Here is an 18,773-nt window from a genome sequence, read left to right on the forward strand (position 1 = left end):
CCTAGGTCCTACTTGAAGGGACTTATCGTGACTGCTACCGATCGACGGCGCGTGCTGGGGCTGCTGGGAGTGTCCGCCGCGGCCGCGGCGGCCGTGCCGCTGGCGGCGAGCCCAGCCCAGGCCCAGACCCGGTTCAAGGACAACGACCTCAACCTCTACCCGGCCTCGGCGTTCGGGGCGGCCGGCGACGGCGTCACCGACGACTCCGCGGCGTTACAACGCGCGATCGACGCCGCCTCCGCGGCCGGCGGCGGGTCGGTGCACCTCGGCGCGGGCAGGCGCTACCTGCTCGGCGCCCCGCTGCACCTCAAGAACGGCGTGCGCCTCCAGTCGGAACGGACCAGGGCCACCCTCGTGCTCCCGGCCGGATACAGCCAGAACTACGTGATCGATGGGAGCCGCCTGTCCGTCGTGGGGCTGCGGAACCTGGCCATCCTCTGTGACGACCGGGCCTCGCTGACGCGGGGCGTACATCTGACCGGGTGCACGGACGTGCTCATCGAGAACGTGCACCTGGACGGGCTCAGGGCGGGCACGTACGAGCCCGAGCCCGGCACCGCCTCCACCGCGCTGCTGCGCCTGACCGACTGCCACCGCGCGCACGTCGGCGGCTGCCGGATCACCAAGGCGTACGTCGGGATCAACGTCAACGGAAACAGCACCCACATCACCGTCGACGACTGCGACTTCCAGGACGTCACCCAGTTCGGCCTGCACGTGCTCGGCAACACCGAGTCGCACACCGAGTACCTCACCGTCAGCCGCAACCGCCTGGAACGCATCGGCGGCAAGCCGGGCCAGGTCGGCTACCCGATCTACATCACCTGCGGCGGCAACAACCCGGCCGCGCACAAGCACCGCTTCGTGCGCGCCATGGACAACCTGGTCATCGGCAACAAGCTCGCCTACGGCCAGGGCGGCAACGCCGACCTGCTCGCGGTCTACGACATCTTCGACGGCATCTTCGAGCGCAACACGCTCTTCTACGGCGGCGACGCGGGCCTTTCCACCGACCGCTGCAGGAAGCTGGTCATCTCCGACAACATCGTCGGCCACTGCAACACCGTCGGCATCAACGTCTGGCAGTCCAACGACGTCACCGTCACCGGCAACGTCGTCTACAACAACCACCAGAACTACGGCGGCGGGCTCAGCAGCGAGCCGCGCGGCGGCATCAGGACCTACGCCCGCACCGGCTTCAAGGCCGAGAACGTCGTCATCAGCGGCAACCGCAGCTTCGACGACCAGGAGGTGAAGACGCAGGACTACGGCATCTTCATCCACGCCAGGACGCGCGGCGTGGACATCGGCGCCAACACCCTCACCGGCAACAAGGAGGGCATGTTCCGCACCGGCACGCAGGAGGACATCAGCTACTCCTTCACCGTGACCCGTGCCGCCGCGCCCACCGAGGGCTGGTGGGAGAAGGGCATGGTGGTCCAGAACCGCAACCCGGCCGCCGGACAGCCGTTCGGATGGGTGTGCACCGTCTCGGGTAAGCCCGGCAGCTGGCTGGCGCTGCCGGGACCGGCCGCCTGATGGACCGGCGCACGCTGTTCGGCGGCACCGCCGCACTGGCCGCGAGCGGCCTCGTCGTCACCGCCCCGGGCGAGAGCGACGGCCTCTACGTGGAACGGCGCGGCGAGCGGCAGATCATGGTCTGGACCCGCGAGCCCGGCCACCTCTGGATCCGCTACGAACTGCGCCACTTCACCGACCCCGCCAAGCGCATGGACGCCTGGCGCCTCCAGGAGATCACCGCGGTACGGCAGGCCGGCCCGCCACCGGCCACGGCCGAGGGCATCCGGCTGGCGACGGCCGCCGCGTACCCCTACGCCATCAAGCCGGCCGGGGCGCTCGACCACTTCGGCGGCCTGCACGGTGACGAACTCCTCCAGAACCTCCTCTTCCTCCTCGACGGCCGGGCCGCTCTCCCGTCCGGCGTCACGGCGGCGGGGGAGTTCGAGCTGACCCAGGACACCCAGGTCCTCGACCCGGCGCAGGAGGCGCCGACGGTGCTGGGCGACGTGAACGTGCGCCACATCTTCACCGCCTCGGGGCTGCGGATCCGATGGGTGCTGCGCTGGCGGGCGGCCCGGGTCATCGAGTACGCCTACGGCGCCATGCTGCCCGCGGTCAGGGCCGACACCGTGACCACCCGCTTCCGCTACCTGGACCAGGCCGTCGAGCACGGGATCGGCGCACCGGGCCACCGGGCGCCACCGGCCGACAGCTACGGGGCCGAGCTGTACAACACGGTCAACGGGCTGACGATGTCGGTCGAGGTGGAGCCCGGCTTCTTCAACGGCTACGCGCAGTCGGACGGCCGCGGGGTCTGGGTGTACGACGGCGACACCTACAACAAGGTCTACCCGACCCGGGTCAGCAAGCCGGGCGCCGAACAGGTGGCTCCCGGCGACACCTGGCACCTGGACGCCACCTACCGCATCCGCTACCCCTCCTGACCGCTGCGCCGCCCCGGCGGAGCGGCTGGGCCGAGTGTGGGGACCGGGGTGGGAGGGGGATGCGGTATTTTCACCCTCCCACCCCGGCCTTCCCTGCCTTTAGCGGCCTCGGAAGGCAGGGAAGCTCTAGGCGGGCGTGACGGGCACGCCGCCGTTGCGGGCCGACTCGTAGATGGCCAAGATCAGGGAGAGCGCCGCCCGCCCGTCCGCAGAGGTGACCTCGGGCGGACGTCCCGACGCGGCGGCGGCGATGAAGTCGGCGAGCTGGGCGCGGTGCGACTCGGGCCCGAGCCGGGCGGGCACCTCCGGCGCCCGGTCCTCCTCGCCCACCCGAAAGCTGGTCGGCACCTCGTTGTCCACGATCGCGTGCCCGGCGTCGCCGTGGACGGACACGCGCACGCTGGCCCCGCCGTACGCGGCGGTGCTGGCGAAGACGCGGCCGAGCGCGCCGCCGGCGAACCGGATGGCGGCCACCACGGTGTCCTCGACCTCGATGTTCTCGTGCGCGAGCTGCCCGGCGTAGGCGCTGACCGACTCCACCGGCCCGAGCAGGGCCAGCAGCAGGTCCACGGCGTGCACGCCCTGGTTCATGAGCGCGCCGCCGCCGTCCATCGCCCAGGTGCCGCGCCAGCCGCCGGAGTCGTAGTACTCCTGCGTACGCCACAGCGTGACCTCGGCCGTCCCGGAGGTCAGCCGTCCCAGCTCGCCGCGGTCGATGGCGGCCTTCACCGCGCGGAAGGACGGTTCGAAGCGCCGCTGGCTGATCACGGTCACGCTCTTGCCGCTCTCGCGTTCGGCCGCGATGATCCGGTCGGCCGCGGCGAGCGAGATGTCGATCGGCTTCTCGACGACCACGTGCTTGCCCGCCTTCAGCGCGGGCACCGCCGCGTCCGCGTGCAGGCCGCTGGGCAGGCAGATGACCACGGCGTCCACGTCGTCACGGGCGTACAGCTCCTGGCTGGAGCCGAGGGCCGCGCAGCCGTGCCTGCCGGCGAGCTCGCGGGCCCGCTCCAGGTCGTTGTCGGCGACGGCGACGAGCTCGGCCGTTCCTGTCATGTCCGCGATGAGCCTGGCGTGCAAGGCGCCGATGACTCCGCTTCCGACGATCCCGAACCGCACGGACCACCTCCAGGTCGTAACTTATGACCTAGGACTCTAGATGTCTTCCGGGAAATAGGTCAATATGCCGGTATAACGAGAGAAGGAGTGCACCCATGAGGCTCGGACTGATCGGGCTCGACAACACCCACGCCGACCACGCCATCCGCCACCTCAACGTCGAGCGCGCCCTCGGCGACGTCCGCATCGTGGCCCTCTGCGGAGGTACGGCCGAGCGCACCGCCCAGCTCTCCGGCCAGGGCGGCGTGGAGTTCGGCGTGGACCGCCCCGAGGACCTGATCGGCAGGATCGACGCCGCCATCGTCATGGACCGGGACGGCGACCTGCACAGGCCCCACGCCGAACCCCTGCTCAAGGCGGGCGTGCCGGTCTTCGTGGACAAGCCGCTGGCCGGGACGTCGGCCGACGCCGAGGCGATCCTGGCCGCGGCCGGGGCGGGCGGCGTACCCGTGACCTCCTCCAGCGCCCTGCGCTGGGCGGTGGAGGCGATGCGCGAGCGGCTGGAGGCGCTCGGGCCGATCCGCTCGGTGGTCGCCACGGGTCCCGTGCAGCGCGAGAGCCCGTACGGGGGAGTGGCCTTCTACGGCGTGCACGTGGTCGAGATGGCCCTGCACCTGCTGCCGCCGCCCGAGGCCGAGCCGCAGGTCTCGGTGCTGCCCGGCGGGGTGCTGGCGGTGGTGGCGGCGGGTCAGGCGCACGCGGTGCTCAACCTGGTCGAGCGCGACGCCGAAGGCGCGGTGCCCTTCGCCGTCCAGGTGACGGGCACCCGCGGCGTGCTGGCCGAGCAGCTCTCGCTGGGCAAGGACTACACGCTCCCCGCGCTGCGGGCGTTCGCCGAGATGGTGGAGACCGGGAAGCAGCCGCTGGACGAGGCGGCCCTGCTGGCGCCGGTCAGGGTCCTGGAGGCGCTCACCCGCGCAGTGCCTGCGCGATGAACACCTCGATCTCGGCCTGCGCCCGCGCGCTGTCCCTGCCCGCAGGGTCGTAGAGGAAGCCGTGCTCGGCGTCGGGCAGCAGCACGACCCGCGAGCGGGGGAGCATCCCGGCCAGTTCGCGCACGTGCTCGTGCGGGAAGTAGCGCTCCTTGCCGACGACGATGAACAGCGTGGGCGGCGCGGTCGCGGGATCGGCGTGGTGGCCGGGCGAGGCGGCGGCGTAGTCGCCGCCGGCCAGGTGCTCGACGGCCGCGCGGATCTCCGGGTCCATGCCGGGCCACGGCCGCAGGCTCGCGCCCGGCCCGTTGACGCTGACGCACCCGGCCGGCTCCAGGCCGTTGGCCGACAGCGCCAGCAGCGTGGCCAGGTGCGCCCCCGCCGAGCTGCCGACCAGGAACACCGGCAGCCCGCCCAGCCCGCGCCGGTCGAGATGGGACAGGAACCGCCGGTACCCGTCGGCGACGTCGTCCAGGAGCGCGGGCAGCCGCTCGCCCACCCGGTAGCCGAGCGAGGCGCTGACGACGCCCCGCGCGCCGGCCCGCCGCATCTGCCGGTGCCACTGGGCGGCCTCGCCCGCCCGCCAGCCGCCGCCGTGCACGAAGCACAGCGCGTAGGGGGCGTGCGCGGCCGGCGGGTGCAGCAGGTCGAGCCGGCGGCGCGGGTGGGGCGGGCCGTCGTACGGCAGGACACGAATGCTCATGGCTAGATCCTAGGTCCTAAGTTTGGAGAACGGCAGATGACGGATGTGCGCATCAGGAAGGCCGACGCGGGCTTCAGGGAGGTGATCCTCGACCACCCGCTCAGGCTGGCCGGGGCCACGGTCGACCGGTTCACGCTCGCGGTGGTGACGGCCGAGGCCGAGACCGGGGACGGGCGCGTGGCCGAGGGGGTCGGCGCGAGCGTGCTGTCGGTGCCCTGGGCCTGGCCGCGTTCCCCGCTGAGCTGGCAGGCGCGCGACCGGGCGCTGCGCGACCTGGTCGGCGGCCTGTGCGCGGCCGCGGTCGCCGCCACGGGCGACCCGCTGGAGATCTGCGCCGAACTGGAGACGCGCCTGGCCACGCCGCGCGGCATGCCGCGGCTCGCGGTCTCGCTGGCGCTGGGCGCCGTGGACAACGCCGTGCACGACGCCTGGGCCCGCGCGGCCGGCCGTACCGCCGCCGAACTGTATCCGGAGGCGCTGGCGGACACCCGGCTGTCCGCGCTGCTGAAGGAGGGGCTCGCCGCGCCCAGGGAGCACCTGCCCGTCCAGCACGTGGTCGGCGTCGGCGACCCCCTCGACGAGGTACGCGCCTGGCTGGAACGCGACGGCATCCGGCACGTCAAGGTCAAGGTCGCCGGCCGGGACCCGGAGGCCGACGCCGCCCGGATCGCCGCCGTCCACGCCCTGCTCGGCCGGGGCGGCAGCGTCTCCGTGGACCCGAACGAGGGCTGCCGCGCCCCCGCCGACGCCGCCGCGATGCTGGACGCGCTGCCGCCCGCGGTCCTGGCCGACGTGGCCTATGTGGAGCAGCCCGTGCCCAGGGACGCGCCGCCTGACCCCGCCGGCATGCGCGACCTGGCCCGCCGCGTCCCGGTCCTGGCCGACGAGTCGCTGGCCGGTCGCGCCGACCTCGACCGGCTCGCGGAGGACGGCTGGAGCGGCGTGGTCGTCAAGGCCGCCAAGGGCCAGAGCCTCGCCCTGCGGAGCTGGGCCCACGCCAGGGAGCACGGCCTGGCCGTGATGGTCCAGGACCTCACCGCCGTCGACCTGGCCCTGGCGCACTCGGCCCGGTTGGCGGCGACCCTGTCCTGGTCGTGGCCGCCGTTCGAGTGCAACAGCAGGCAGTACGCCCCGAGGGCCAACGACGCGCTGACGTTCATGGCGGTCCGGGACGGGCAGATCACCCTGGAGCCGCCTCGCCCCGGCATCGCCTGAAATAGGACCTAGGTCTTTTCTTCTGTCTCTTGTCCGCCTAGAGTCGGGGCCGTGCGAGTGGCATGGATAGGCACCGGGCTGATGGGCGAGCCGATGGCACGACGGGTGCTGGAGGCGGGCCATCGGGTCACGGTCTTCAACAGGACACCGGCCAGGACGGCCGACCTGGCCGCCAGGGGAGCCGAGGTGGCGGAGTCGGCCGCCGCGGCCGTGGCGGGCAGCGAGGTGGTGGTCACGATGCTGCCCTACCCGGCCGACGTCGAGCGCGTCTACGCGGAGATCTTCGAGCACGCCGGCGCGGGCCTGACCGCCGTGGACTGCTCCACCTCCGCACCCGCCCTGGCGCGGGACCTGGCGGAGCGGGGCGCGGCGCGCGGCGTCGCCGTCCTGGACGCGCCGGTCAGCGGCGGGCCCGCGGGGGCGCAGGCGGGCACGCTGTCGGTCATGGTCGGCGGTGACGCGGACGCGCTGGAGCGGATCGGGCCGGTGCTCGCGGCCGTCGCCGGCACCGTGGTGCACCACGGCGGGCCCGGCGCCGGGCAACTGGCCAAGCTGGTCAACCAGACGCTGGTGGCGGGGGTGACGCTGGCCGCCTGCGAGGCGTACGCGCTGGCGGAGCACGGCGGTCTCGACGTGGAGAAGGTCCTGGCCTCGGTACGGCCCGGCGTGGCCGGCTCGCCCCTGCTGGACTTCCTGTGGGGCAGGCTGCGCGCGGGCGACCTGGAGCCCGGCTTCAAGCTCGACCACTTCATCAAGGACCTCACACTGGCGAGGGAGGCGGCGGGCGAGCTGGACCTGTCCGGGCTGGCCCAGGTGATCGAGGTGGCCGAGCGGGTCAGGGCGGTGCACGGCGGCGACCGGGGCACGCAGGCGCTGGTCAGGGCGGCCGAATGATCATCGACTCGCACGTGCACGTAGGCACCTGGAAGTATCCCGAAATTTCGGCCTACATCCCGGAAATGACGGACGTACAGGCCGCCGTCCTCGTCCAGTTCGTCGGCAACACCGACAACTCCTACCTGCTGCGCTGCGCCGAGGCCCACCCCGGCAGGTTCGCGGTCGTCGCCATGGTCGACACCGACACTCACGGCGCCCCCGCGCACGTCGCCCGCCTGGCCGCCTCCCCCCACGTCAAGGGCGTGCGCCTGTGGGCGGCCACCCGCTCGCCCGGCCCCGACCCCTACGCGCTGTGGCGGGCCGTCGCCGCCGCCGGGCTCGTGGCCAGCGTGCGCGGCCCGCTCGCCGACCTCGCCGACCCCGCCTTCGCCGAACTGCTCGACGAGGTGCCCGGCCTCAAGGTACGGCTGGAGCACCTCGGCTTCACCACCTACCCCGACGCCGACCGCGCCCACTTCGCCCGCTTCCTGGCGCTGGCCGAACGCCCGCTCGTCCACACCATGTGGGCCGGGTTCTACGCCAACAGCGGCCGGCCGTACCCGCACCCCGACGCCGACCCGTTCCTGCGCGAGGCGGTCGCCGCCTACGGCGCCCGGCGCATCACCTGGAGCGGCGACTGGAACCGGCCCGACCCCGCGCCTGGCGACTACAAGGCCGCGATCCACCACGTGCTGGAGCGCCCGTACCTCACCGACGAGGACAAGGACTGGATCCTCTCCGGCTCGTCCGCCGCGCTGTTCGGGCTGGGCCGATGACGCCCCGCCTGGGCATCGTCGGCCCCGGCGCCATCGCGGAACGGCACGCCGCCGCGCTCACCGAGGCCGGCGCGGACCTGGTCGCCGTCGCGGGTCCCGACCGGGAGCAGACCGCCGCGTTCGCCGCGCGGTTCGGAATCGGCCGCACGTACGGCGCCGCCGCCGACCTCTACGCCCACCCGGGACTCGACGCGGTCGTCATCGCCACCCCGCACGCCCACCACGCCGCCCAGACCATGGCCGCGCTCGACGCCGGCCTGCACGTGCTGTGCGAGATCCCGCTCGCCCTGAGCCTGGCCGACGCCGAGGCGGTCGCCGGACGGGCCCGCGCCGCCGGCAGGCAGGTCGCGGTGGCGCACACGCTGCGGTTCTGCCGGCCGTACCTGCGGGTGAAGGAGGAGATCGAGCGCGGCGCGCTGCACGCCACGCACGTGGTGGCGCGCACGCTGATGCTGCGCCAGGACGACACCGGCATGGGCGGACGGCCGCGCGGCTGGACCGACGACGTGCTCTGGCACCACGGCGCGCATACCGTGGACGCGGCCCTGTGGCTGCTCGGCGCCACCCACGCCGACCCGCACGGGACCCGCGCGGAGATGCAGGGAACCGGCTTCGAGGCGCACGGAACCGGCGTCGAGGTGCACGGGACGTGCGGTGAGCCTTGGCGGGACGGCCCGCCCATGGACGCCGGGGCGGTGCTGCGCGTCCCCGGCGGCGCGCTGGCCACGATCGCGCTGTCCTACCATTCGCGGCTGCCCGCCCGCGAGCTGACCGTCATCGGCGAGGAACGCACCCTGCACCTGTCCGGCGGCCTGCTGCGCGAGCACGACGGCACGGTCCTCGCCGACTGCGGCGACCGGATGGAGGCCGACGGCCTGGCCCGCCAGGACGCCGACTTCCTCGACGCGATCACCACCGGACGGCCGCCCGGCTGCTCCGTGGCCGACATCCTGCCCGCGATGCGGGTGCTGCACGAGTGGGGAGCACGATGAACGAGCTGGCCGCCATGGTCGCCGAGGAGGCCGCCGAGGCGCTGCGCACCGCCAGGCTGGCGCTGCTGCCGATCGGGGCGACCGAGCAGCACGGCAGGCACCTGACGCTGGAGACCGACTTCGCCATCGCCGCCGCCTTCGCCCGCCGGCTCGCCGCCGACCTGGGGCCGGACGCGGTGCTGTGCCCCGGCGTGCCGTACGGGCTGTCGGAGCACCACCTGGGCTTCCCCGGCACGATGACGCTGCGCCCCGAGACGCTGCTGGCCCTGCTGCGCGACCTGGCCGAGTCGCTGGCCGAGGCGGGCGTGCGCAAGGTCCTCGTGGTCAACGGCCACGGCGGCAACGTCGACGCGGTACGGCTGGCCGCCCGGATCCTGCGCCGCGACCACCGGGTGACGATGGCCCACGTCATGTGGGCGGGCCTGGCCGGCGACGTCATCGCGGAGCTCATGGGCAGCGAGCGCTACGGCCACGCCTGCGAAGGCGAGACCTCGGTGGCCATGGTGCTCGCGCCGCACCTCGTACGCGCCGACCGGATCGGCCCGCCCGCCGAGCCCCTGCCCGTCCTCCCGCACGCCGCCCCGCCCACGCCGAGGGTGGACATGGCGCTCGCCTACCACCGCCTGTCCGCCACGGGCGCGCTCGGCGACGCCCGGCTGGCCACGCCCGAGATGGGCCACAAGATCGTCGACACCGCCTACGGCCGGGCGCTGGAGTTCGCCCGCGCCTTCGCCGAGGAGGAATGATGCGGGTCCTGGTCGCCGGGGGTTCGGGGGCGGTCGGCGCGCTGGTGCTGCCCGCTTTGGCCGCCCGCCACACGGTACGCGTCCTGGACCTGCGCCCGCCCGCCGAGCCCGTCGGCTACGTGGAGTTCGTGGAGGGCAGCGTCACCGACCCCGCCGCGCTGAAGCGGGCGGCCGACGGCCAGGAGGCGCTCGTCTACCTGGCCATGGGCAGGAAGACCGGCTGGCGCGACGGCCTCGAATGGGCCCGCACCCACTTCACCGTCAGCGTCACCGGCCTCTACCTGACCGTCGAGGCGTGCGTCGAGGCCGGCGTGCGCCGCGTCGTCCTCGCCAGCAGCATGTCCGTCTTCGCCGACTACCAGGCCCGCGACTACGCCGCCGCCCCCCAACCCGACGCCACCGACGCCTACGGCCTCAGCAAGCGCCTGGGCGAGCAGGTCTGCGCCGCCGCCGTCACCGAGCACGGCCTGAGCGCCACCGCGCTGCGGCTGGTCGGGCCAATGAGCGACGAGGAGTGGCAGGGAGCCGGCGTCCCCGCCGTGATGACCTCGGGCAGCGACGTGGCCGCCGCCTTCCTGGCCGCCCTCGACCACAAGCGGCCCGGGTTCTCCGCCTACACGATCACCGGCGACCACGAGCGCCGCGTCCTCGACTGGTCGGCGGCCGAGCGTGACCTGGGGTGGCAGCCACGAGCTCGAAGGCGTCCGGATATCCTGTGAGCGACTTGAGGGGGTGAGACCGATTTCCGCATCAGAGACGCGGGCGATCTCACCAACCCTGTTCGGAGACGCCCGCCGGTAACCCCGAGAGGCGTCCCCTGTGTCACCCGAAGAAGTCATCACCAAGCTCCGTGCCGCCGGTTGCGTGTTCGCCGAGGACGAGGCGGAGCTCATCCTCTCCACCGCCGCCGACCCCGGCGAACTGGCCGCCATGGTCGCCCGGCGGGCCGAGGGCTTCCCCCTGGAGCAGGTCGTGGGCTGGGCGGAGTTCTGCGGACTGCGCGTGCGCATCGATCCGGGCGTGTTCGTGCCGCGCCGCCGTACCGAGTTCCTGATACGGCAGGCCGCGCGCCTGGCCCCCCACCCCGGCGTGATCCTCGACCTGTGCTGCGGCTCCGGCGCCATGGGCGCCGCGCTGGCCGTGCTGACCGGCGGCGAACTGCACGCGGCCGACGTCGAACCCGCGGCGGTCGCCTGCGCCCGCCGCAACCTGGGCGAGAACGTCTACCAGGGCGACCTGTTCGACCCGCTGCCGCCGAGGTTGCGCGGGCGGGTGGACGTGCTGCTGGCGAACGTCCCCTATGTCCCCACGGCCGACCTGGGCCTGCTGCCCACCGAGGCCAGGGACCACGAGCCCCGCGTCACCCTGGACGGCGGGCCCGACGGCCTGGACGTGCTGCGGCGGGTCACCGGGCAGGCCCCGCTGTGGCTGGCCCCCGGTGGGCTGCTGCTGTTCGAGACCAGCGAGCGCCAGGCGGACCACGCCGTCGAGGCGGTCAGGGACAGCGGGCTGAAGGCGCGGGTGCTGCGCTCGGAGGAGTTCCACGCCACGGTGGTCACCGGCCAGAAGCCCTGAGGCCCTGACGCTCAGCCGGGCAGGCGCACCGTGACCGACAGGCCGCCCTCGGAGCGCGGCTTGGCGGTCACGGTGCCGCCGTGGGCCTCGGCGATCGCCCGCACGATCGACAGGCCCAGGCCCGCGCCCCGTCCGGACTGCACCCGGTCGCCGTTGCGCCTGAACGGCTCGAACAGGTCCTCCACCTCGAACGGGGAGACCATCGGCCCGGTGTTCTCGACGGTGACGGCGCCGCCCCCGCCGTACGACTCGCGCAGGGTGATCCACACGTGCCCGTCGCGGGCGTTGTACTTGATCGCGTTCTCCACGAGGTTGAACACGCAACGCTCCAGGAACAGCGGATCGCCCTCGACCACGGCGGGCCGCAGGTCCTCGTGGACCGTCACGCCCCGCTTGGCCGGGGTGAGCTCCAGCGCGGTGCGCACCACCCGCTCAAGCTGGACGGGTTTGCGCGTGGTGAGCTCCTGCTCCGACTGCGCGAGCAGCAGCAGGCCCTCGATCAGCCGTTCGTAGCGCGCGTTGGTGCCCAGCAGCGCCCTGGCCAGCGCCTTCAGGTCGGGGGACGCCTCCGGCTCCTCCAGCGACACCTCCAGCACCGTCCGGTTGATCGCCAGCGGCGTGCGCAGCTCGTGCGAGGCGTTGGCGATGAACCTGCGCTGGGCGTCGAAGACCCGGTGCAGGCGGCCGAGCATCGCGTCGAAGGTGTCGGCCAGCCGCTTGACCTCGTCCTGCGGGCCCTCCAGGGCGATCCGCTCGTGCAGCGTGCTCTCCGACAGGCGCCGCGCGGTCTCGGTCACCGTGTTCAGCGGCTTCAGCGCCCGGTCGGCCACCAGATAGCCGATGACGACCGCGGCCAGCCCGATCATCACCATCGCGCTGATCGACCACTGAAGGACCTCGTTGAGCGCCTTGTCCGCGCGCTGTTCCATCTCGATCTGGGTCTGCTGGAACATCACGTCGCTGTCGGGCGCGGCCGAGCCGGGCGGCCTGGCGCCCAGGACCTTGACGAACTTCCCGTTCAGCGAGCGGGCGGTCAGCAGATAGGTGATCCACAGCAGCGCGGAGCCCGCGAGGAAGAAGAGGCCGCCGTAGATCAGGGTGAGCCGCATGCGCAGCCCGAGCCGCTTCACAGGCGGTACCCGCGGCCCGGAACGTTCACGATCACCGCGGGCGGGCCGAGCTTCTTGCGCAGGGAGGTCAGCGTGACGCGCAGCACCCCCGTGCCGCCCTCGGCGAACTCGTCCCACACGCTCTTGCGCAGCTCGGCCGAGGTCACCAGCGCGCCGTCCGCGCGCAGCAGCTCGTGCAGGACGTCGAACTCCTTGCGGTTCAGGCTCACGTCCCTGCCGTCGCGGGTGACCGTACGGCGGGCCGGGTCCAGCCGGATGCCCGCTCGCTCGACGACCGGCGCGCCGGCCCGGCCGGCCCGGCGGGCCAGCGTACGCACCCTGGCCACCAGCTCGGCGAAGACGAACGGCTTCACCAGGTAGTCGTCCGCCCCGAGCGTCAGCCCGTCCACCCGGTCGTGCAGTTGCCCGGCGGCGGTCAGCATGATGATCCGGCTGCGCGTCATGAGCTCGCGGCAGACGTCGTCCCCGTGCACCTCGGGCAGGTCCCGGTCCAGCACGATGACCGAGTAGTCGACGTAGGAGGCCAGATCGAGCGCCTCCTGCCCGTCGTAGGCCACGTCGACGGCCATCGCGTTGAGCCGCAGCCCCCGCGCGATGGCGTCGGCCATCTGTTCCTCGTCTTCCACGACAAGCACCCGCATGCTGCAAAGACTCACCGATGCGGTGTTAGAGCGGGGTAAGCCCGGCGGCTTATCCGCGTTTAGCACCCGCTCCGGTGAAGTGCGGTGCCATGAACCTTCGACTCGTTCCCGCCGCGGCGGCCATGCTCATGGCGCTCGCCGCCTGCGGTTCCACCAGCGCCACCACCGGCACCGGCGCCACCTCGGCCGGCGCCTCCGCCAGCCCGTCGGGCAACGCCCGCGACGCCCAGCTCAAGTTCGCCCAGTGCATGCGCGAGAACGGCGTCGACATGGACGATCCCGCCGAGGACGGCCGCATCGTCATGAAGGCCAAGCCCGGCACCGACCGCGCCAAGATGGAGAAGGCCCAGCAGGCGTGCCAGAAGCACCTCAAGGGCGTCATGGGCGACGGGGGCCAGAGCATGGACCCGGCCAGGCGCGACCAGATGGTGAAGTTCGCCCAGTGCATGCGGGAGAACGGCGTCGACGTCCCCGACCCCACCGCCAACGGCGGCATCATGATGACCGGCGGCCCCGGCGACGAGGAGAAGATGAAGAAGGCGCAGGAGTCCTGCAAGGAGTTCCGGCCGGGCGCGGAGAAGCAGTCGTGAGGAAGCTCCTGGCAGCGGCGGCGGTCGCGCTCGTGGGCGCGGCCGCCGCCTGGACGGCGACAGCCGTACTGAGTGACAGCGGCACGGGAACGGCGGCGCCCACGCGCCCGCCCGTGCCCGCCACCGCGGAGATCACCAAGCAGGACCTCGTCGACACGCAGACCGTCGACGGGACGCTCACCTACACCGACGAGCGCACCGTCGCCACCGACGCCCGCGGCACCGTGACCTGGGTGCCCGAGGAGGGCGCGCTGATCAAGCGCGGCCGCTCGCTGCTCAAGGTGGACCGCAAGCCCGTCACCCTCATGTACGGCAAGCTCCCCCTCTACCGCACCCTCGAACGCGGCGTGGAGGGCCCCGACGTGACCCAGTTGGAGCGCAACCTCAAGGCGCTCGGCTACGGCGACGACCTGACCGTGGACGACGAGTTCACCTACGCCACCTACCTGGCGGTCCTGGAATGGCAGGAGGACCGCGACCTGGAGGAGACGGGCAGGGTCGACGCCACGCAGGTCGTCTTCCAGCCCGGCGAGGTACGCGTCGGCGACGTCAAGACCGCCGTCGGCCGCAAGGCCGTGCCGGGACAGGAGGCCCTCAAGGTCACCGGCACCCAGCGGCTCGTCCACGTCGACCTCGACACCGACGAGCAGCAACTCGCCAGGAAGGGCGCCAAGGTCACCGTCGAACTCCCCGGCGGCGAACGCGCCAAGGGCAGGATCACCGAGGTCGGCACCGTCGCCCAGACCTCCGGCCGCGACGAGAACCAGACCACCACCATCGACGTCGACATCACCCTGGACAAGAAGCCCAAGACCAGGCTCGACCAGGCGCCCGTGGACGTGGAGCTGGAGAGCGAGCGGGTCAAGGGCGTGCTCACCGTCCCGGTCGAGGCGCTGCTGGCCACCCGAGAGGGCGGCTTCGGCGTCGAGGTCGTCGAGGGCTCGGGCAGCCGGATCGTCCCGGTCGAGCTGGGCGCGTTCGGCACCGGCCGGGTCGAGGTCAAGGGATCCGGCCTCGCGGAGGGCATGAAGGTCGGGGTGCCCGCGGCATGAGCGTCATCGAGCTGCGCGAGGTGACCAAGACGTACAACGGGGGCGTCCACGCCCTGCGCGGCGTGGACCTCAAGGTCGACTACGGCGAGCTGGTCGCGATCGTCGGACCCTCCGGCTCCGGCAAGTCCACGATGCTCAACCTGATCGGCACCCTCGACCGGCCGACCAGCGGGGTGGTGCGCATCGCCGGGCACGACATCTCCAAGCTGAGCGACCGCCAGCTCTCGGCGCTGCGCGCCAAGAACCTCGGCTTCGTCTTCCAGCAGTTCCACCTGTCGCCCGGCGTCAGCGCCCTGGACAACGTGGCCGACGGCCTGCTCTACACCGGCACGCCCCGCCGCGTACGCCGCGAGAAGGCGGCCGCCGCGCTCGAACGCGTGGGACTCGGCCACCGGCTCGACCACCGCCCCAACCAGCTCTCCGGCGGCGAACAGCAGCGCGTGGCCGTCGCCAGAGCCGTGGCGGGCGACCCGCCGCTGCTGCTGGCCGACGAGCCCACCGGCAACCTCGACTCCGCCTCCGGCGCCGAGGTCCTGCGCATCCTCGGCGAGCTGCACGCCTCGGGCACCACCATCGCGATCATCACCCACGACATGGACGTGGCCGCCTGGTGCCCGCGCCAGGTCAAGGTGCGGGACGGAGCCGTGTCATGAAGCCCGCCAGGCTCAGCCCCTCCGACGTCCTGCGGGTCGGCGCGGCCGGTCTGCGCAGCCGTCCGACCAGGGTCGTGCTGTCCGCGCTCGGCATCGCCATCGGCATCGCCACGATGATCGCGGTCATCGGGATCTCCTCGTCCTCCAGGGAACAACTGCTGCGCCAGCTCGACCAGCTCGGCACCAACCTGCTCACGGTCTCGGCCGGGCAGACGCTCTTCGGCCAGGCGTCCCAGTTGCCCGAGGACGCCGCCGGCATGGTCGAACGCATGGAGCACGTACGGACCGCCGGGGCCACCGGCGCCGTCAAGACCAACGTGCGCAGGACCAGCCACATCCCGGAGGCGGTCACCGGCGGCATCGCCGTACAGGCCGCGACCGTCCCCCTCCTCAAGACCCTGGAAGGCAGCGTGACGCAGGGGGCCTGGCTGAACGCCGCCACCGGCCGCCAGCCCGCCGTCGTCCTGGGCGCCAAGGCCGCCGAACGGCTCGGCATCACCAGAACCGGCGTGCGGGTCTGGATCGGGGACCGGTGGTTCACGGTCCTGGGCATCCTCGGCCCGATGCCGCTGGCCCCCGAGATCGAACGCTCCGCCCTGGTCGGCTTCCCCTCGGCGGAGAAGTACCTGGGCTTCGACGGCCACCCGACCACCATCTACGAACGCTCCGACGACGCGGCGGTGGCCGCCGTACGCGAGGCCCTGCCCCGCACCGTCAACCCGGAGAACCCGAACGAGGTGGAGGTCAGCCGCCCCTCCGACGCGCTGGCCGCGAAGGCCGCCGCCGCGGGCGCCTTCACCAACCTCCTGCTGGGCCTGGGCGCGGTGGCTCTCCTGGTCGGCGGCGTAGGAGTGGCCAACACCATGGTCATCTCCGTCCTGGAACGCCGCAAGGAGATCGGCCTGCGCCGCTCGCTGGGCGCCACCAGGGGCCAGGTCCGCATCCAGTTCCTGGCCGAGTCGCTGCTGCTGTCGGCGCTGGGCGGGGTGGCCGGCGCGTTCCTGGGCGCGGTGGCCACGGTGGGCTACGCGGTCTCCCGCGACTGGCCCCCCGTGGTCCCGCCGTGGGCGATCGGCGGCGCGGTGGCCGCCACCCTGGTCATCGGCACGGTGGCCGGCATCTACCCGGCGATGCGCGCCGCCCGCCTCTCCCCAACCGTCGCCCTCACGGTCTAACGGCGGGGCGGTCAGGCGGTGCGGGCTATGGCTTCGGTGATGGACTTCATGCCGTGGCGGCGCAGGCGGCGGCTCAGCTGGCGGTTGATGCGGGACGGCCAGAGCGGGCCGTTGTAGATCCAGCCCGTGTAGCCCTGGACCAGGGTGGCGCCGGCGAGGAGGCGTTCCCACACGTCGTCCACGTCCTCGACGCCGCCCACCGACACCAGCGTGAGCCGGTCGCCAACCCGGGCGCGCAGGCGGCGCAGGACCTGGAGGGAGCGGGCCTTCAGGGGGCGGCCGGACAGGCCGCCCTGCTCGCCGTCGTGCCTGATCGTGGTGTTGGTCGCGATGATGCCGTCCAGGCCCAGCTCAAGGGCGAGGTCCGCCACGGCGTCGACGTCCTCGTCGGCGAGGTCGGGCGCGATCTTCACCAGCAAGGGGGTACGGCGCGGCGTACCGTCGGCCACCTCCTTGACCGCCGCCAGCAGGGGCCGCAGCAGCTCGACCGCCTGAAGGTTGCGCAGACCGGGGGTGTTGGGCGAGCTCACGTTGACCACGAGGTAGTCGGCCAGCGGCGCGAGCCGCCTGGCACTGGTCACGTAGTCGGCGGCGGCCTCGGACTCCGGCACCACCTTGGTCTTGCCGATGTTGACCCCGACCACCACCGGCAGCCCCCGCGTACGGCGCAGCCGCCGCTCGGCCGCCGCCGCGCCGTGGTTGTTGAAGCCCATCCTGTTGATGACCGCCGCCTGCCCGACCCGGCGGAACAGTCTCGGCCGGGGGTTGCCCGGCTGCGCGTGGGCGGTGATGGTGCCGACCTCGACGTGCCCGAAGCCGAGCGCGGAGATCGCCTCGGCGCAGGCGGCGTCCTTGTCGAACCCGGCGGCCAGCCCGAACGGCCCGGGGAAGTGCACGCCGAACGCGCTCACCCGCAGCGCCGGGTCGTGCGGCGCCAGCCACCGGTGCAGCAGGCGCTTGAGGAACGGCAGCGCGGACAGCACCGCGAGCGCGCGGACGGTGGCGTGGTGCACGCTCTCGGCGTCGAACCGGCGCAGGACGAGCGTGAAGAAGAGGCGGTACATCACAGGTCAGGCTACCAATCCGGCCTCGTGGGCGATGATCGCGGCCTGCACCCTGTTGCGCACGCCGAGACGGGTCAGGATGGCGCTCACGTACGCCTTGACGGTGCCCTCGACGATGAAGAGCCTGGCGGCGATCTCGGCGTTGGACAGGCCGGCGCCGACGAGGGCGAGGACCTCGCGTTCGCGTTCGGTGAGCGGTTCGACGCGGTCGCGGGCGGCGGCGCCGCGCGACATCTGGCCGCCGGCGAGCTGGGTGATGACCCGCTGGGCGACCTTGGGGGAGAGGTAGGCGGCGCCGTCGGCGACGGCGTGGATGCCGGCCAGGAGTTCGCGCGGGTCGCCGGACTTGAGCAGGAAGCCGCTGGCGCCGACGTCGAGCGCCTTGGCGATGTAGTCGTCCTCGCCGAACGTGGTCAGCATGACGACCGCGCTGCCCGGCGCGGCCCGGCGGATCTCGGCGGCGGCGGCCAGGCCGTCCATCTTCGGCATGCGGATGTCGAGCAGGACCACGTCGGGGTGGTGGCTGATGGCCAGGTCGACGGCCTCCCTGCCGTCGGCGGCCTCGGCGACCACCTCCAGCTCGGGGTCGGCGCCGAGGATGGCTTTGACGCCGGCCCTGATCATGGTCTCGTCGTCGGCGAGGAGGATGCGAATCACGCTCTCTATATTGGCCGACATGGCACAGCTGAAGATTTACGGGCGCCGGGACGTGTGGGCCGAGCGGCGGCGCGAGGTGTCGGACTGGCTGCACGCGTGCCTGCGCGAGGCGTGGGGGCTGCCGGAGGACAAGCGGTTTCACCGGTTCCTGCTGCTCGACGAGGAGGACCTCGTCTGTCCGCAGCGCGGTGCCGAGTATCTGGTGGTCGAGGTGGTGTGTTTCACGGGCCGCAGTGATGACGCCAAGCGCGCACTTATCCGGAAAATCTATGAAAAATCGCCCCTCCGTCCCGAGGACGTGGAGGTGACGATCATCGAGATGCCCAAGGTCAACTGGGGCATCCGGGGGGTTCCGGCGGACGAGCTGGCACTGCCGTACAAGGTGGAGGTCTAGCGGACGGTATCGTCCGAC

Annotated in this window: 21 protein-coding genes; 15 read left to right on the forward strand and 6 right to left on the reverse strand. The window is 72.8% G+C overall.

The features are described from left to right. Positions 1–27 precede the first annotated feature (27 nt). Both ACIBEJ_RS46745 and ACIBEJ_RS46750 read left to right on the forward strand, forming a co-directional pair. Positions 28–1,539: a right-handed parallel beta-helix repeat-containing protein gene (locus ACIBEJ_RS46745; protein ID WP_397189467.1), complete on the forward strand. Its 1,512-nt coding sequence runs from the start codon at positions 28–30 to the stop codon at positions 1,537–1,539. Continuing rightward, positions 1,539–2,465: a hypothetical protein gene (locus ACIBEJ_RS46750; RefSeq protein WP_397189468.1), complete on the forward strand. Its 927-nt coding sequence runs from the start codon at positions 1,539–1,541 to the stop codon at positions 2,463–2,465. The genes ACIBEJ_RS46745 and ACIBEJ_RS46750 overlap by 1 nt, the downstream gene beginning before the upstream one ends. A gap of 126 nt (positions 2,466–2,591) precedes the next feature. On the opposite strand, the gene ACIBEJ_RS46755 is transcribed toward ACIBEJ_RS46750, so the two are convergent. Then, on the reverse strand, positions 2,592–3,584 hold the full coding sequence (locus tag ACIBEJ_RS46755) for a Gfo/Idh/MocA family protein (RefSeq protein ID WP_397189469.1): 993 nt from the start codon (positions 3,582–3,584) through the stop codon (positions 2,592–2,594). A 95-nt stretch (positions 3,585–3,679) separates the two neighbouring features. Here ACIBEJ_RS46755 and ACIBEJ_RS46760 point away from each other — a divergent pair, with 95 nt between their 5' ends. Beyond that, positions 3,680–4,519, forward strand: a complete 840-nt coding sequence (locus tag ACIBEJ_RS46760) for a Gfo/Idh/MocA family oxidoreductase (protein WP_397189470.1) — start codon at positions 3,680–3,682, stop codon at positions 4,517–4,519. On the opposite strand, the gene ACIBEJ_RS46765 is transcribed toward ACIBEJ_RS46760, so the two are convergent. After that, positions 4,494–5,219: an alpha/beta hydrolase gene (locus ACIBEJ_RS46765; RefSeq protein WP_397189471.1), complete on the reverse strand. Its 726-nt coding sequence runs from the start codon at positions 5,217–5,219 to the stop codon at positions 4,494–4,496. The two genes, ACIBEJ_RS46760 and ACIBEJ_RS46765, sit on opposite strands and share 26 nt — an antisense overlap. A gap of 36 nt (positions 5,220–5,255) precedes the next feature. Between ACIBEJ_RS46765 and ACIBEJ_RS46770 the strand changes: the two genes are divergently transcribed. The 7 genes from ACIBEJ_RS46770 (at position 5,256) to ACIBEJ_RS46800 (ending at position 11,399) form a co-directional block, all read left to right on the forward strand. Then, positions 5,256–6,434, forward strand: coding sequence for an enolase C-terminal domain-like protein (locus ACIBEJ_RS46770; RefSeq protein ID WP_397189472.1), 1,179 nt, complete (start codon positions 5,256–5,258; stop codon positions 6,432–6,434). A gap of 51 nt (positions 6,435–6,485) precedes the next feature. Next, positions 6,486–7,328 carry an NAD(P)-dependent oxidoreductase gene (locus tag ACIBEJ_RS46775; protein ID WP_397189473.1) on the forward strand — a complete coding sequence of 281 codons (843 nt, stop codon included), beginning with the start codon at positions 6,486–6,488 and terminating at the stop codon, positions 7,326–7,328. Further along, the gene (locus tag ACIBEJ_RS46780) at positions 7,325–8,086 is read left to right on the forward strand and encodes an amidohydrolase family protein (RefSeq protein WP_397189474.1); all 762 of its coding nucleotides are present in this window, start codon (positions 7,325–7,327) and stop codon (positions 8,084–8,086) included. Before ACIBEJ_RS46775 ends, ACIBEJ_RS46780 begins: the two co-directional genes overlap by 4 nt. After that, the gene (locus tag ACIBEJ_RS46785) at positions 8,083–9,078 is read left to right on the forward strand and encodes a Gfo/Idh/MocA family protein (RefSeq protein WP_397189475.1); all 996 of its coding nucleotides are present in this window, start codon (positions 8,083–8,085) and stop codon (positions 9,076–9,078) included. The genes ACIBEJ_RS46780 and ACIBEJ_RS46785 overlap by 4 nt, the downstream gene beginning before the upstream one ends. Then, positions 9,075–9,824, forward strand: a complete 750-nt coding sequence (locus ACIBEJ_RS46790; RefSeq protein WP_397189476.1) for a creatininase family protein — start codon at positions 9,075–9,077, stop codon at positions 9,822–9,824. Before ACIBEJ_RS46785 ends, ACIBEJ_RS46790 begins: the two co-directional genes overlap by 4 nt. Beyond that, positions 9,821–10,543 (forward strand): NAD-dependent epimerase/dehydratase family protein, encoded by a 723-nt coding sequence (locus ACIBEJ_RS46795; protein ID WP_397189477.1) that lies wholly within the window; start codon positions 9,821–9,823, stop codon positions 10,541–10,543. Before ACIBEJ_RS46790 ends, ACIBEJ_RS46795 begins: the two co-directional genes overlap by 4 nt. Positions 10,544–10,643: 100 nt before the next feature. After that, complete coding sequence (locus ACIBEJ_RS46800; protein WP_397189478.1) at positions 10,644–11,399, forward strand: putative protein N(5)-glutamine methyltransferase; 756 nt, start codon at positions 10,644–10,646, stop codon at positions 11,397–11,399. A gap of 11 nt (positions 11,400–11,410) precedes the next feature. On the opposite strand, the gene ACIBEJ_RS46805 is transcribed toward ACIBEJ_RS46800, so the two are convergent. Then, positions 11,411–12,529: a sensor histidine kinase gene (locus tag ACIBEJ_RS46805; RefSeq protein ID WP_397189479.1), complete on the reverse strand. Its 1,119-nt coding sequence runs from the start codon at positions 12,527–12,529 to the stop codon at positions 11,411–11,413. Next, entirely contained in the window at positions 12,526–13,170 is a 645-nt protein-coding gene (locus ACIBEJ_RS46810; RefSeq protein ID WP_397189480.1) for a response regulator transcription factor, read from the reverse strand. Before ACIBEJ_RS46810 ends, ACIBEJ_RS46805 begins: the two co-directional genes overlap by 4 nt. 89 nt (positions 13,171–13,259) lie before the next feature. Here ACIBEJ_RS46810 and ACIBEJ_RS46815 point away from each other — a divergent pair, with 89 nt between their 5' ends. Genes ACIBEJ_RS46815 through ACIBEJ_RS46830 form a run of 4 tightly spaced genes read left to right on the forward strand, consistent with a single transcriptional unit; the run spans position 13,260 to position 16,640 of the window. Next, positions 13,260–13,760: a hypothetical protein gene (locus tag ACIBEJ_RS46815; protein WP_397189481.1), complete on the forward strand. Its 501-nt coding sequence runs from the start codon at positions 13,260–13,262 to the stop codon at positions 13,758–13,760. Further along, positions 13,757–14,812 carry a peptidoglycan-binding protein gene (locus tag ACIBEJ_RS46820; RefSeq protein WP_397189482.1) on the forward strand — a complete coding sequence of 352 codons (1,056 nt, stop codon included), beginning with the start codon at positions 13,757–13,759 and terminating at the stop codon, positions 14,810–14,812. The genes ACIBEJ_RS46815 and ACIBEJ_RS46820 overlap by 4 nt, the downstream gene beginning before the upstream one ends. After that, positions 14,809–15,465: an ABC transporter ATP-binding protein gene (locus ACIBEJ_RS46825; protein WP_397189483.1), complete on the forward strand. Its 657-nt coding sequence runs from the start codon at positions 14,809–14,811 to the stop codon at positions 15,463–15,465. Before ACIBEJ_RS46820 ends, ACIBEJ_RS46825 begins: the two co-directional genes overlap by 4 nt. Continuing rightward, positions 15,462–16,640 (forward strand): ABC transporter permease, encoded by a 1,179-nt coding sequence (locus ACIBEJ_RS46830; RefSeq protein ID WP_397189484.1) that lies wholly within the window; start codon positions 15,462–15,464, stop codon positions 16,638–16,640. The genes ACIBEJ_RS46825 and ACIBEJ_RS46830 overlap by 4 nt, the downstream gene beginning before the upstream one ends. Positions 16,641–16,651: 11 nt before the next feature. Here ACIBEJ_RS46830 and ACIBEJ_RS46835 read toward each other — a convergent pair whose 3' ends face one another. Together ACIBEJ_RS46835 and ACIBEJ_RS46840 are read right to left on the reverse strand one after the other, a co-directional pair. Then, entirely contained in the window at positions 16,652–17,704 is a 1,053-nt protein-coding gene (locus tag ACIBEJ_RS46835; protein ID WP_397189485.1) for a quinone-dependent dihydroorotate dehydrogenase, read from the reverse strand. Between the two features lie 6 nt (positions 17,705–17,710). Further along, on the reverse strand, positions 17,711–18,361 hold the full coding sequence (locus ACIBEJ_RS46840; RefSeq protein ID WP_397189486.1) for a response regulator: 651 nt from the start codon (positions 18,359–18,361) through the stop codon (positions 17,711–17,713). Between the two features lie 19 nt (positions 18,362–18,380). On the opposite strand from ACIBEJ_RS46840, the gene ACIBEJ_RS46845 reads away from it, so the two are divergent. Continuing rightward, on the forward strand, positions 18,381–18,755 hold the full coding sequence (locus ACIBEJ_RS46845; RefSeq protein WP_397189487.1) for a tautomerase family protein: 375 nt from the start codon (positions 18,381–18,383) through the stop codon (positions 18,753–18,755). The last annotated feature ends 18 nt before the right edge of the window (positions 18,756–18,773 follow it).

Source organism: Nonomuraea sp. NPDC050790 (genome assembly GCF_044456745.1).
Taxonomy (GTDB): Bacteria; Actinomycetota; Actinomycetes; order Streptosporangiales; family Streptosporangiaceae; genus Nonomuraea.

Bases quoted from the DNA above. Each gene is read 5' to 3' on its own strand.
- ACIBEJ_RS46750 (WP_397189468.1), top strand. From the start codon at position 1,539: ATGGACCGGCGCACGCTGTTCGGCGGCACCGCCGCACTGGCCGCGAGC.
- ACIBEJ_RS46760 (WP_397189470.1), top strand. From the start codon at position 3,680: ATGAGGCTCGGACTGATCGGGCTCGACAACACCCACGCCGACCACGCC.
- ACIBEJ_RS46765 (WP_397189471.1), bottom strand. From the start codon at position 5,219: ATGAGCATTCGTGTCCTGCCGTACGACGGCCCGCCCCACCCGCGCCGC.
- ACIBEJ_RS46770 (WP_397189472.1), top strand. From the start codon at position 5,256: ATGACGGATGTGCGCATCAGGAAGGCCGACGCGGGCTTCAGGGAGGTG.
- ACIBEJ_RS46780 (WP_397189474.1), top strand. From the start codon at position 7,325: ATGATCATCGACTCGCACGTGCACGTAGGCACCTGGAAGTATCCCGAA.
- ACIBEJ_RS46785 (WP_397189475.1), top strand. From the start codon at position 8,083: ATGACGCCCCGCCTGGGCATCGTCGGCCCCGGCGCCATCGCGGAACGG.
- ACIBEJ_RS46790 (WP_397189476.1), top strand. From the start codon at position 9,075: ATGAACGAGCTGGCCGCCATGGTCGCCGAGGAGGCCGCCGAGGCGCTG.
- ACIBEJ_RS46795 (WP_397189477.1), top strand. From the start codon at position 9,821: ATGATGCGGGTCCTGGTCGCCGGGGGTTCGGGGGCGGTCGGCGCGCTG.
- ACIBEJ_RS46810 (WP_397189480.1), bottom strand. From the start codon at position 13,170: ATGCGGGTGCTTGTCGTGGAAGACGAGGAACAGATGGCCGACGCCATC.
- ACIBEJ_RS46815 (WP_397189481.1), top strand. From the start codon at position 13,260: ATGAACCTTCGACTCGTTCCCGCCGCGGCGGCCATGCTCATGGCGCTC.
- ACIBEJ_RS46825 (WP_397189483.1), top strand. From the start codon at position 14,809: ATGAGCGTCATCGAGCTGCGCGAGGTGACCAAGACGTACAACGGGGGC.
- ACIBEJ_RS46830 (WP_397189484.1), top strand. From the start codon at position 15,462: ATGAAGCCCGCCAGGCTCAGCCCCTCCGACGTCCTGCGGGTCGGCGCG.
- ACIBEJ_RS46835 (WP_397189485.1), bottom strand. From the start codon at position 17,704: ATGTACCGCCTCTTCTTCACGCTCGTCCTGCGCCGGTTCGACGCCGAG.
- ACIBEJ_RS46845 (WP_397189487.1), top strand. From the start codon at position 18,381: ATGGCACAGCTGAAGATTTACGGGCGCCGGGACGTGTGGGCCGAGCGG.